This is a genomic window from Streptomyces sp. NPDC048258 (genome assembly GCF_043201995.1).
Taxonomy (GTDB): domain Bacteria; phylum Actinomycetota; class Actinomycetes; order Streptomycetales; family Streptomycetaceae; genus Streptomyces.
The window spans coordinates 1-12332 of record NZ_JBICZH010000054.1; the positions used below are offsets into that span (position 1 = coordinate 1).

The following is a 12332-nucleotide window of genomic DNA, read 5'->3' on the forward strand; positions in this document are numbered from 1 at the left end:
CCAACCCGTTCCATACGGCGTCATCCCCCCTGAGCCTGTGACTGAAGGGATTGTTTCACGGGGCCGACAGCGTCTCCGCAGGGCGGCATTCTGAACGATCAGTTAGTCCAGGGTGGCGAGGATGCATCGACGGATAGGCCCTTCCAAGAGGGCTACTGTCCGCCGCCTCGCGAGTCGAGTACCTCCATCCGGACGAGATGGCCCACGCTCGCGTGCACACCGAAGTGACCGGCCGACGGCTTGCAGCGTCTGCCCGCTTACGCCGTTGATCCCCATTCGTCTTTCTTCACGGGTTCCTTCGGCACCCAGTCCGGAACTCCGATTCCAGCTTTCGCCGCCATCTGCCACACCTCGATGAGGCCGTCCCAGTCATCGAAATGGTGCTCTAGCTCCCAGGTGAGCCGAGTCAGAGCATGCGGGTAGCCAGCCAGGTCGGCCTTGATGGCGAGCTCGGCGTTCGCCGGCCAGGGCCGCATCTTCATGAGCCTTCGGAAGGCGTAGGAGTTGCCGGCACGCTCGGACTCCTCTGCCAACCTTTCGGCTTCCTGATGGTCTCCGGCAAGCTCGCGATATCTGGCGAGTCCCCACAGTGCTTCTTCATGGCCGGATGCCTCGACCGCTCTGGCGAACATCTGCTCGGCTTGAGCGTCGAACCCAATCCGGTCGGCCTCCCATCCGATCCGCCATAGTTCGTGTGATGTGCTGGCTTGATGCACGATGGCAGTCCAGAAACTGGGAGGAGGAGCAAGGCCCTCTCTCAACGGTGCGGCGTGTTCCTCCAGGTAGTCGGCAAGGGCGTGGACGTTGGGCTCGGCTCCCATTCCCTCGGAGAGGGGGACAGGGTTGAGGGCGCGGGCGACACCCTTCCTGAGCTCGTATGCGTAGGCCAATGCTCTCTGGCCCCAGTCCTGCGGGGCTTCGGCTCGTTGGTGCGCTCGGAGGTACCCCGGGGCAGCGCCGAGAAGGAAGGCGGTTGTCGGCCTGCTTACGCCCAGGCGGCTGGCGTCGATCGCGGCTGTCAGAACCGCCTTGCCGTAGGGACAGGTGGCGTGGAGCCAGTGGTCCATGAGGTCGGGACCCGCCGCCAGGGTCTGTGTGAGGGCTCCGCGGTAGGCGACGGACACGAGTACTGCGTTGAAAACGGAGTCCTTCTCCGCTTTGCGGTAGACCTCGTCCAGTGACTCGCCGGTGAACTCCTCCGGCACGTCGATGGCGGGCCACGGGCGGAGCAGGGCTCGGGCGTTGGGGTGGATGTCCCGCTCATCCCGCATCGCAGGGGTAGTCAGCCGCCTGTGGGCGCTTGCCGACATTGTGGCGAAGGCGATGACGGGGCCTGGCCGCTCCAGCAGCCGGCGTAGAGCTGCAGCCGCGTTATCGCCGGCAGGCCGCTCGAAGAGATGTTGGGCATCGTCGAGCCACAGCACAGTCTTCTCAGTGATGGCGTTCGCCTCGATAGCGCCGATCAGCGCATCCGCGGTCTTCGGGTAGATGAGGTGCCAGTCGGGAAGGTGCTGCTTCACGGCCTCGTAGGCCGTGCGGGTCTTCCCCGTGCACGATCCGCCGCGCAGCACCAGCAGCTCTGTCCGCGAATCGTCGGCGATGCTCATCAGCCGACGGCGGACGTCCTCGTCGTGCGGGCGCCGTACATAGGTGGGCACCACGAACGCGGCTGACGCCGCGCTGCCATTTGCGGGTGGGGCCGCTGCATGAACGTTCAGCTGCTGGGCGTCCCAGTCCGCCATGGGAATGGGCCCGTCCGACAATCCGGCGATTCGCTCCCGAGCAGTCCGCGCTGCGCTCACGCGTTGCGATCTCCTCGACGCGGCCTGTTCCCCACGCAGACCTGCCCGAGCTGCCTGAGCGGCACTGTGAGCTGCCGACCAGTTCACGTGGGCGACACGAGCGACAGCCTCGGGACTCGCTCGGTGGTCTTGCCGGGCCGCGTCCAGGATCAGCGCGGCTATCTTCTTCACCCCGTCGACCTCATCCGGGATGCAGCCCTGCTTCAGCCAGTCCTGAACGGTGCTGCTGGCCACACCTGATTGCCGCTCAAGGTCCCTCCAGGAGGGACCTGTCAGGGTGCGTAGCCAGCCGAGTGAGAGAAGCAGGTCCGTGAAGTACTGAGCGGGTTCTTCTCCTTCGTCGGTACTCAAGTGCCCTGCCTCACCCGCTACTCGGTGATGGTGTCCGGACACCTGCCGGACAGCTGAAGCCCCAGCGTATGCCCTCGACCAGCACCGGAGGGGCGGTTGCACCGAAGCCGTCCGGCTGGCGTGCCGGACACCTCCTGCCGTTGCGAGCCTCCCAGCAGGCCACCCGAGATGCGGGCGGCAAATCACTCCGGGATCAAGGGGGAACTCATGCACTTCACGCCGACCCGCGTCGTCTTCATCGTCCTGCTCATCCTCATGGCCGCCCTGGTCGCCGCGGGCATCGCAGGCATCGCAGGCATGCTCCACCGCATGGACGGAGCATCTGTTCCTGCCGCTTGTCTGCGGGCAGGCGCCACCTTCGCCGCAGTCATGACGCTGGCGATGGCTCTGCTGACCCTGCTCAGCGCCTGGCTGCTGTGACGATCCACGCACAGCACCAGCGGAAGACGAACACAGCAAGGCGGGCGCTCGACGCACCCAGTGCTCCGGGTCCTGACCGTCGAGCGCCACGGTGAAGCCCGGGAAATCGCGCGAACCCCGCGAACCCCGCGACCACCGAAACGGCCGTACCGGAACCGCGCCCTCGAACCTGGCCGTCGCGCAGTCCAGCAGGGGCACTACACCTCGACGTACGGCACGGCTCCGTCCGTCCCAGCCGGTACGGCCATACAACACCAGCGTGCTCACCCCGCACGACTAGGTTCACTGTCACGGAAGCCGAAGTGGCTGGGTTCGCTGTCAAACGCCTCGATTGGATGGCAAAGGACACCTGTTGTCCCGTCGCAAAGGATCTGGTCCGCGAGACCGGCTCTGACCTGGAGCGACCAGATCAAGATCCGTCCGGCTCCGTCAGCACCGACGAACCCCACATGGACGTCCGATGCGTACTCCCAGGCGGGCACCGCCTCCGCAGGCTCGCCCACGAACACCTCCCCACCGCCCTCGGCCCTGCACTGCGAGGGTGGAACGCCCCGCAGAGCCCCATGACCCGAACGCGGAATGCATCACCCCAACGAGCGACCTGTGATGGCGAATCGGTACCGGCGTAGGACATCGTCCGGTCCATGCCGTGGGCTCTTGGCCCGTCTGCGCCCTTGCCACTGAAGTGTCCGAACGGCAGGGTGAAGTCGTGATCATTCCCTTCTTACGCGACGACATGCAAGGTGCAGTGACGGTGACGCTGGACTGCGTCGATGATCCCGCTGCGATCGGAAAGCCCCCCTCAGCCCATGGTTTCCCATGCTGCACCGCTGTGGTGGACTATCCGGGCAAGGGTTACCGGTCCCTGTTCGGCTGGGTCCAGCTGGTGCGTTCGACGGACAACTCATCCTCCGGGGCCGCCTTTGACATGGACCCGTTTTACCTGTTCGAGGATGCCCCGGCGCCGTACGCGTTCTTCGGTATCAACCCCACACTGTTTGACGCACCGTCACGAGCCAAGCGAGACCCCCTCACCTGGACGGCCCACAGCTACCTGGCGTGGACACCGATGGATGACGCCGGACGGCGTGTCCTGCCGCTGGCAGGCTTCTCCTGGGGGTTCAACATCGACTCGGGCGGTCGCATCACGTTGCAACAGGTTCAAGCGCTGACAACTGTGGACTGGGACGCACACCTGCCGTACCTCGACGCCTCCTACCCAGGCTGGGCATTCGATAAATGGCAACCACGGCAGTGAGCCCCTGAAGTCTCCTGCCCCTCCCACGGACGCTCCAGGTTGATCACGCGGCACGTTGTTCTAGGTGGGACGGTGTTCAGACGGGACAGTCGGGCGAACCAGAACAGCTGAGACCACGAGCGAACCGGGCCAGATCACCTGAGACGGGGACCAGATCTTTGGAGACGGGACAATTGAGGCTGCGAGAAGCATCAGGGCCTTGCTGTCCCGTCTCACGGGATCTTGCCGTCGTCTCACCGGACGTTCTCCGATTCGCAGGTGGGGGACAAGGTCGGGTTAGACAGTCCAGGTCGTTGCGCTGCCGCACATTGGCAGGGAGTCTGGGAAACGCATCTGGCCGACAACGTCAAGCGAGAGGAGGGGACTTCGGCGTCTCACCCGTCTTTGTCTCTGCGCAGGCCACGGCGCCGCCCGGCGGCAAGATCGAATGAGACGGGACACCCGGGGCGCGATACGCGCGTCTCGGAGGCACGTTCACACGTCGCGATGCCGTACGACGGCCACCGCGAGGGCGACCGCGATCAGCGGCCAGAGGGCGTACACGATCCAGGAGCTGGGGAGCGTGGCGGTGTAGCCGAGGGATCCGGGATCGGGCTCCCAGGTCTGGACGAGGCGGGTCCAGGCGGCCGAGACCATCGTGTGTTTGATGTCGGCGGACCAGCGGTTGCTCTCCGAGAACATGGTGGGCAGCATCAGCAGGGTGAAGGCGCTGGTGAGCATGGTGGCAGCGGCATGGCGGAGTAGGACGGCGAGGCCCAGGCCGGTCAGGGCGCACACCGGAGCCAGCAGCGCGGATGCCACCAGCGGGCGGAGCACATCGGGGTGGGTGATCGGGACGGCGGCACCGTGCCCGTCCAGGATGGCCTGGGAGACGAAAAAGGAGCCGATGGCGGCGGCCGTGCCGACCGCGGTCCACAGCAAGGCGGTGACGACCGCCTTGGCCAGCACGACCGCGCCGCGGGCGGGGACGGCCACGGTGGTGGTGCGGATCAGGCCGCTGCTGTACTCGCTGACGACGGTGAGGGCGCCCATGCTTCCGGCGACGAGCATCAGCGTCATGTAGCCGGGCGAGGAGAAGGTGTCGTAGGCCAGGAAATCAGCGGGTTCGGAGCCCGCGGCCTTGTCCGCCAGTGTGGCCACGGCGGCGGACCCGATGACGAACAGGGTGATGAGCGCGAGGGCCCACGGGGTGGAGCGCAGGGACCGCATCTTGATCCACTCGGAGGCGATCAGGTCGAGGAAGCGGGCGGGCGGCTCGGCGAGGGACGCGGCCGGAGTGGTCGCGAGGACGGAGGCGGGTGTGGTCATCGGGGCTGTCCTGCCTGGTATTCGACGCTGTCGGCGGTGAGTTCCATGAAGGCCTCCTCCAGAGAGGCGGTTCGGGTGGTCAACTCGTTCAGCAGGATCCCGTTCTCGAAGGCGAGCGCGGCGATCCGGTCCGCCGGCAGTCCGGTCACGGCGAGTTTCTCGGCGCCCGCCGATCCCTCCGGCTCGACCGATGCGCCGGCGGCGGTCAGCACCGCCGTCAGCTCGGCTGCCTGCCGCGTGCCCACCACCACGCCGAGGCCGGTGCTGCGGGCCGCGAAGTCCCGTACCGACTCGGCCGCGATGAGCCGGCCCCGGCCGATGACGACGAGCTGGTCGGCGGTGTTCTCCATCTCCGACATGAGGTGGCTGGAGAGGAAGACCGTGCGGCCCTCGGCCGCGAGGCGCTGGAAGAGGCGGCGCATCCAGAGCACGCCTTCGGGGTCCATGCCGTTGACCGGTTCGTCGAACATCAGCACCGGCGGGTCGCCGAGCAGGGCGGTGGCGACCCCCAGCCGTTGCTTCATGCCGAGCGAGAACCCGCCGATGCGGCGGGTCGCCGCCTCGGCCAGGCCCACTTCGTGCAGCACCTCGTCCACCCGGCGCGGGGAGATCCCGTTGCTGCGGGCCAGGGCGGACAGGTGGGCCGTGGCGGTGCGTCCGCCGTGGACCTGGCTTGCGTCGAGGAGGGCGCCGACGTGCCGCAGGCCGCGGGGGTGGCTGCGGAAGGGGACTCCGCTGACGGTGGCGGCGCCCCCGGTGGGCGACTCCAGGCCGAGGATCATCCGCAGGGTGGTGGACTTGCCGGCTCCGTTGGGGCCGAGGAAGCCCGTGACCTGGCCCGGCCGCACGGTGAAGGACAGCAGGTCGACGGCGGTCTTGCTGCCGTAGCGCTTGGTGAGTTCATTGACTTCGATCACGTGGACAACACTGCCGGGAGGGCCCCGTCCGGTCATGGGGCCGTGGGCGGCAATCGTGCGGCCGGGTTCGCCCGTGGGCGTACGCCCACGGGCCGATGCCGCGGGGTCGGTGGCTGGATAACCTCGCAGGATGAACGACATACCGACCACCCCGTTGCCCGCGCGCGTCGCACCGCGCGGCCTTCCTCTTGAGCGGGCGCACCGCTTCGAGAGGGCACACCTCTGATGATGAGAACGAAGGCCATGGCCTGGGTGGGGGGCGTCCTCTACGTCCTCGCGGTGGGTCTGCTCATAGGAGGTGCGTCGCGGGCTTCGGGCACGGTCCACGGCGTCGGGGCGCTGCTGGCGGCGTGCCTGCTCGTCGGCGTCCTGCGACGCGGGCCTGTCCTGGCCCTGGCTGTGCTGCTCCTTGGATCCACCGCCGTGGCGGTGGGTCCGCCGAGCTCCGCCCATGTGGACCTGTCGGCTTCGTACCAGGGCCAGTTTCTGCCGTATCTGGCGGTGGACCTCGTCCTGGGCTTCATCGTCGCTACCCGTGCGCGGCGGGCTTCGACCGTCGCCGTGGCCACATCCCTCGTCGTCCAAGTGCTGCTCGTCGGCGGCTTCGCGCACGGCGACAGCCTGACCGTCAACCTCGTGATCGCCCTCTTGGCGATGGCCGCGGCCTGCACGGTCGGTCTACTGATCCGCGAGCGCCGCGAGCACGCGGTGGAGCTGCGCGCACAGGAGGTGGCCGAGGCCGTAGTCGCCGAACGGCTGCGGATAGCCCGAGAGTTGCACGACATGGTCGCGCACAGCATCGGCATCATCGCCATCCAGGCCGGGGTGGGGAGCCGGGTCATTCAGACACAGCCTGAGGAGGCCCGCGAGGCCCTGCGAGCCATCGAAGCCACCAGCAGAGAGACCTTGTCGGGCCTCCGGCGCACGCTGGTTGCACTCCGTCAAGCTGACCCGGACGCGGAGGCTTCGGGGCGGGCACCGCTCACGCCTTCGCCCGGACTGGTGGACCTCGAACGGCTGGCGGCGACGACGGCGGACGCCGGCGTACGCGTGGACGTGCGCCGCGACGGGGAACAGCGCCCGCTGCCGGCCGACATCGACCTGTCGGCCTACCGTATCGTCCAGGAGGCGCTGACCAATGTGGTCCGCCACGCGGGCACCGGACACTGCAGGGTGAGCATCGAGTACGGGGACGGGGAACTATCCGTGGAAATCGTCGACGACGGGCGCGGCGCCACCGAGGACGGCCCGGCCCACGGCTTCGGCATCGTGGGCATGCGCGAGCGGGTCGCCCTGCTGCACGGCCGCATCAGTGCCGGACCGCGCCCGGAGGGCGGCTTCCGGGTGGCTGCGCGGCTGCCGCTGCCCGAACCCGTCGGAATTCCGGTGGAGGCCCGATGACCGGCGGTCCCGTACGTGTCCTGCTCGTCGACGACCAGCCGCTGGTGCGGTCCGGCCTGCGCGTGATCATGGCCGACCACCCCGACCTGGAGGTCGTCGGTGAGGCCTCCAACGGTGCCGAGGCGGTCCAACTGGCTGGGGACATCGGCCCCGACGTCGTGGTGATGGACATCCGGATGCCTGGCATGGACGGGATCGAGGCCACTCGCCTGATCACCACCGGCCCGGCGACCACCCGCGTCCTCGTCCTGACCACCTTCGACGAGGACCACTACGTCTACGGCGCGCTCCGGGCCGGAGCGAGCGGCTTCGTGGTCAAGGACATGGCACTCGACGACATCCTCGCGGCGATCCGTGTGATCGCCGCCGGCGACGCGCTGATCGCGCCCGGTGTCACGCGCCGCCTGATCGCGGAGTTCGCCGGGCGCCCCGAAGCCGCCCCGAAGCGGCCCCCACGGCCGGTCGAGGGCATCACCGAACGGGAACGGGAGGTCCTGACCCTGGTCGGGCGCGGCCTGTCGAACACCGAGATCGCGGAGGACCTCTTCATCACGGTGGCCACCGCCAAGTCCCACGTGTCACGCCTGCTCACCAAACTGGGTGCCCGGGACCGGGTCCAGCTCGTCATCACCGCCTATGAGATGGGGCTCGTCACTCTGCCCGGTTGAGCGCGTCCCTGGGCCCCTTAGCTTGTCGTTTAACGTCCTACGTCGAACGCGGCTCGAACTTGATCTGCGTTTTCGCAGTTCAGCGGACGGGAAGGCAGCCTACGGCTGATCCTGTGCTCCGTCACAGCATCTGATCATGCGAAGGCCGGGGTCGTGAGTTTGCTGGGTGAGGGCGTCCTGCGGGATCCGTTCGCGGAAGTGTCAGGCTTCCGGGCGGAGTTGTATGAGTGTCTGATCGCGCGGGGCGACGCGTTGTTCGAGATATGCGATGCGTTGTTGTGTACAGACGGGCCGGTGCGGACGCTGGTCGACCTCGCGCTCGCGCCCGAGCACCGCCGCGGGCACGGGGCCCTCTACGGTGGGCTCAACCAGGGGCGGATCGACGTATCCCGGCTGCGTCGATCCCTGGCTGGAATGCCTCTGCCAAGGGCGGCGGGCGGCCGACTCGTTCTGGCTGTGGACGTCTCGCCGTGGCTGCGGCCGGATGCTGAGACCAGCTCTGACCGGTCCTTCTGCCACACGTTCGGCCGGGGCGAGGGCAAGCACCAGATGGTTCCGGGCTGGCCGTACTCGGTCGTGGCAGCGCTGGAGACCGGCCGTACGTCCTGGACAGCGGTGCTTGATGCGGTCCGTCTGGAGCCCGGGGCGGACATCGCCGCTGTGACCACGGTGCAGATCCGCGAGGTCGTCGAGCGGCTCGTCGACGCCGGCCAATGGCAGCAGGGAGACCCTGCGGTCCTGGTCGTGCTGGACGCTGGATACGACGCCCCGCGCATCGCCCATCTGCTCGCCGGGCTGCCCGTCGAGATCCTCGGGCGCCTTCGCTCAGACCGTGTGATGCGGCGGCCTACACCACTGCGGGTCTACGACCCCAAGGGCGGCCGCCCGCCCAAACACGGCGGCGAATTCGTCTTCGGCGACCCGGCCACCTGGGGCGGCGAGCAGGCCGTGACGGCCACGGACACCCGCCTCTACGGAAAGGCGATCGCCCAGGCGTGGGACCGGCTGCACCCGCGGCTGACCCGCCGGGCAGCCTGGGTCGAGCACGACGGACCGCTGCCCGTCATCGAGGGCACCATCATCCGCCTGGCAGTCGAGAAATTGCCCAGCGGCGGCGTGAACAAGCCGGTCTGGCTGTGGTGGTCAGAGACCGACGCCACCCCGAATGACGTGGACCGCTGCTGGCAATCATTCCTCCGCCGCTTCGACCTTGAACACACGTTTCGCCTGTTCAAGCAGACTTTAGGCTGGACCAAGCCCAGACTTCGTAGCCCGGAAGCGGCCGACCGGTGGACCTGGCTGGTGATCGCCGCCCATGCCCAGCTCCGGCTCGCCCGCCCGTTGGCCAGCGACCTTCGACGGCCCTGGGAGAGACCGGCCGCGCCGAACAAACTCACGCCCGCCCGGGTTCGGAGAGGGTTCAGAAACCTGCGCACGAAGACCGGCTCCCAGCGGGTGCACCGAAACGTCCCGGCCCGGGCCAGGTCGGCCACCCGGTTCGAAGAACTGTCGGCTGGCCATCCGCCATGACGTGGGTCGAGTCCTCGCCACCGCAGAGGCATACAGCCGACCCGCCCACCACAAGAAAGGCACGAAGCCGCGACGCACGAACTGACCCCGAACTGAGGTGCCACGATGCGGTCGCCTCTGGCAGGATCACTGCATGACGTTCCGCAGAAAGGCCCATGCCGCGTAGACGGCCTGGGCGTGTCCGCACCAAGCAGCAGCCGCGGCACCAGATCACCCCCCGACCCCTCATCGCAGGCCTGTCCTCACCGGCTCACGCCGAAATCGCCAGAGTCGAGACGTGTCGAACATACCTGTGGCCAGGCGGCACAGCCGACGCCATCAGAATCTGGCGAGAGTTCGTTCACAGCCCGCACCACAGGCTCTACGCCGAGTGGGTGGAGGACTGCTGCGGTCGTTGGCAAGGCTGCGGAAGTCCACTCGAAGCGCGAGAGTTCCTGGACGCTGTGATACACGGCATGTCCCGCCGCCGAGCTCGCGAACTTCGGAACCTCGTACATCAACTCGACGACTTGTACTGATCACGCGTAGGCCGGACGTTAAACGACAAGCTTAGCTTGTTCTTTATCTACCAAGATCTTCCAGGCTTGCCGATGGCCTTGAGGGTCTCGGGGCGTTTGACGGTCTGGCCGACGTCGTAGCGGGGTGCCTGGTGTTTGTTCTTGGCGCCGGGTGGCCGTCCGGGGCCGGCGCCTCGGGGTTTGGGAACACGGGCCGGGCAGGCGAGGTGAGCGCGGATGTTCCTGAACCTCCGGCGAACCCGGGCCGGGGTGAGCCGGTCGGAGGTGGTGGGTTTCTCCCAGGGCCGACGGAGGTCCGCGGCGAGCGGCCGGGCGAGCCGGAGCTGGGTGTGGGCGACGATCAGGATCTAGGTCCAGCGGTCCGCCGCCTCGGGAGTACGGAGTTTCGGGGTGGTCCAGCCCAGGGTCTGCTTCGCGAAGCGGAAGGTGTGTTCCAGATCGAAGCGGCGGAGAAATGCCTGCCAGAAGCGGTCCACGTCGTCCGGGGTGGCGCCGGTCTTCGAGGACCATAACCACACCGGCGGGGCATCTCGGTCCTTCGACAGATACTCGACCTTCAACCGCATCAACGTGCCCTCGACCAAGGGAAGTTCACCGTCGTGGTCGAGCCAGGAGGAACGGTGAGTAAGCCTTGGGTGACCCGGTCCCAGGCCTGGGTTTCGGCCTTGCCGTAGTTGGTGGTGTCCGTGATCGTGGTGATCGCGGGCTCGGGCCAGGTCTCCGGCTTGGTGAAGCGGAATTCCGGGCCGTGCTTGGGCGGCCGGCCGTTGATGCCGTGCATCCTCGGTGGTTTCGGCAGGCGCATGACGTGGTCGGAGCGGACCCGGCCGACCAGCTCGACCGGCAGGTCGCGCAGGACCCAGGCCAGGCGGGTGACGTCGTAGCCGGCATCGCTGACGATCACAATATTCGGGTCCCCGGCCTGCCACTGGCCCGCGGCGATGAGCCGCTCGACGACACCCCTCAACTGGGCGGCGCTGATCGCGGTCGCGTCGTCCACCGGTCCGAGCCGCACCGCGTCCAGGATCGCGGTCCAGGACGTGGCACCCGGCTCCAGCACGGCCACGAAGGAGTAGGGCCACCCAGGGATGAACTGCGACGCCGTCTTCGCGCGGCCGTAGACGTGGCAGAACAGCCGATCGGCCGAGCACGGCGCGTCCGAGCGAAGCCACGGCGACACATCGACCGCCAGGACCAGGCGCCCGCCGTCGAAACGCGGCAGCGACAGCCCGGCCAGCGCCGTCCGCAGCCGACCGAAGTCGATCCGGCCTCGGTTCAGGCCGCCGTACATCGCTCCGTGCCCACGACGATGCTCAGGCAGCAGCGTCAAGTCCACCGGGGACTTCACCGCACCGTCCGCACACAGCACCGCGTCCACCAGCTCGAACAACTCGTCGCGTCGAGCGGTCAGACACTCGTAGAACTCTCCCCGGAAGCGTGACGCTTCCGCGAACGCCTCCCTCCGGACAGCATCAGGCAGCAGGCTCACCCTCACGGCCTTCGTCTCGGTCGCGTGCACCTTGGTCGGAGCACATGATCAGACGAAGGCCGCCTCCACGTTCAGGATTTCCCTGCTCGGGTGATCAAGTTCGAGGGACCGTTCGATCGTCGACGGGGGCGATCCAGGCGGACCGACGCCCTGCATGATGACCTGGTGGACACGACTTCATCGACGGCGATCGTCGAGGCAGGCTGGCAGGCCGTACGGGCTGATGGGCGCGTACGGACTGCGCTTCTGGCCGCCGCATACGCAGAGCCCCGCTTGCGCCAGCTGTTTCCCTGGACTGGGATGGGTGAACTGCATTTCAGCCGCTGCACCGAATTTCGGCACACGTGGGACATCCCTTACATCCAACCGGCAGCCGGAGGCGGTTACTGGGTCTCGGGGCCCCTCCGCACTGAGTCTGTAGGGCCGGCGGATACACCCCAACAGGCCATCGCGATGGTCGTGGAACGCTTGCCGCTGGGCTGTGGTCCCGCCTTCGTGGGCACACCCGAGGAGCTCGCGACTCACGAGGCAGCTGAGCACCAATCGCAGACGGGCGAAAGTTAAAGAACAAGCTTAAAGAGCGTTTTGTCCTGTCGATGGTGTTTGGTAAAGGGGTCAGCTGTCGCGCCAGTTCGGTGTGGATTCGCGGGTGAGGCGTCGACTCATGAGG

At 67.7% G+C, this 12332-nt stretch carries 8 protein-coding genes and 2 pseudogenes; 6 read left to right on the forward strand and 4 right to left on the reverse strand.

Annotated features, from left to right (window positions below; all coding sequences use genetic code 11):
- Positions 1-257: 257 nt before the first annotated feature.
- Complete coding sequence (locus tag ACGFYQ_RS41780) at positions 258-1607, reverse strand: hypothetical protein (protein ID WP_393752549.1); 1350 nt, start codon at positions 1605-1607, stop codon at positions 258-260.
- 753 nt (positions 1608-2360) lie between these two features.
- Here ACGFYQ_RS41780 and ACGFYQ_RS41785 point away from each other — a divergent pair.
- Both ACGFYQ_RS41785 and ACGFYQ_RS41790 read left to right on the forward strand, forming a co-directional pair.
- Positions 2361-2573, forward strand: coding sequence for a hypothetical protein (locus ACGFYQ_RS41785; RefSeq protein WP_393752551.1), 213 nt, complete (start codon positions 2361-2363; stop codon positions 2571-2573).
- Between the two features lie 709 nt (positions 2574-3282).
- Positions 3283-3831: a hypothetical protein gene (locus tag ACGFYQ_RS41790; protein ID WP_393752553.1), complete on the forward strand. Its 549-nt coding sequence runs from the start codon at positions 3283-3285 to the stop codon at positions 3829-3831.
- A gap of 474 nt (positions 3832-4305) precedes the next feature.
- On the opposite strand, the gene ACGFYQ_RS41795 is transcribed toward ACGFYQ_RS41790, so the two are convergent.
- Positions 4306-5139 (reverse strand): ABC transporter permease, encoded by an 834-nt coding sequence (locus ACGFYQ_RS41795; protein ID WP_393752554.1) that lies wholly within the window; start codon positions 5137-5139, stop codon positions 4306-4308.
- Positions 5136-6056 (reverse strand): ABC transporter ATP-binding protein, encoded by a 921-nt coding sequence (locus ACGFYQ_RS41800; protein WP_393752556.1) that lies wholly within the window; start codon positions 6054-6056, stop codon positions 5136-5138. The genes ACGFYQ_RS41795 and ACGFYQ_RS41800 overlap by 4 nt, the downstream gene beginning before the upstream one ends.
- Positions 6057-6281: 225 nt before the next feature.
- Between ACGFYQ_RS41800 and ACGFYQ_RS41805 the strand changes: the two genes are divergently transcribed.
- From ACGFYQ_RS41805 to ACGFYQ_RS41815, 3 genes and pseudogenes are all read left to right on the forward strand, one after another.
- Entirely contained in the window at positions 6282-7457 is a 1176-nt protein-coding gene (locus tag ACGFYQ_RS41805; protein WP_393752558.1) for a sensor histidine kinase, read from the forward strand.
- Positions 7454-8125, forward strand: a complete 672-nt coding sequence (locus tag ACGFYQ_RS41810) for a response regulator (RefSeq protein ID WP_393752560.1) — start codon at positions 7454-7456, stop codon at positions 8123-8125. Before ACGFYQ_RS41805 ends, ACGFYQ_RS41810 begins: the two co-directional genes overlap by 4 nt.
- Before the next feature lie 153 nt (positions 8126-8278).
- Positions 8279-9740, forward strand: a pseudogene (locus tag ACGFYQ_RS41815) (NF041680 family putative transposase).
- Between the two features lie 480 nt (positions 9741-10220).
- Here ACGFYQ_RS41815 and ACGFYQ_RS41820 read toward each other — a convergent pair.
- Positions 10221-11662: pseudogene (locus tag ACGFYQ_RS41820) on the reverse strand (NF041680 family putative transposase).
- 165 nt (positions 11663-11827) lie between these two features.
- Between ACGFYQ_RS41820 and ACGFYQ_RS41825 the strand changes: the two are divergent.
- On the forward strand, positions 11828-12226 hold the full coding sequence (locus tag ACGFYQ_RS41825; protein WP_393752562.1) for a DUF6193 family natural product biosynthesis protein: 399 nt from the start codon (positions 11828-11830) through the stop codon (positions 12224-12226).
- Positions 12227-12332: the final 106 nt, after the last annotated feature.

Excerpts from the sequence above, each read along its gene's own strand:
- ACGFYQ_RS41795 (WP_393752554.1), bottom strand. The coding sequence starts at position 5,139 with ATGACCACACCCGCCTCCGTCCTCGCGACCACTCCGGCCGCGTCCCTC.
- ACGFYQ_RS41805 (WP_393752558.1), top strand. The coding sequence starts at position 6,282 with ATGATGAGAACGAAGGCCATGGCCTGGGTGGGGGGCGTCCTCTACGTC.
- ACGFYQ_RS41780 (WP_393752549.1), bottom strand. The coding sequence starts at position 1,607 with ATGAGCATCGCCGACGATTCGCGGACAGAGCTGCTGGTGCTGCGCGGC.
- ACGFYQ_RS41810 (WP_393752560.1), top strand. The coding sequence starts at position 7,454 with ATGACCGGCGGTCCCGTACGTGTCCTGCTCGTCGACGACCAGCCGCTG.
- ACGFYQ_RS41785 (WP_393752551.1), top strand. The coding sequence starts at position 2,361 with ATGCACTTCACGCCGACCCGCGTCGTCTTCATCGTCCTGCTCATCCTC.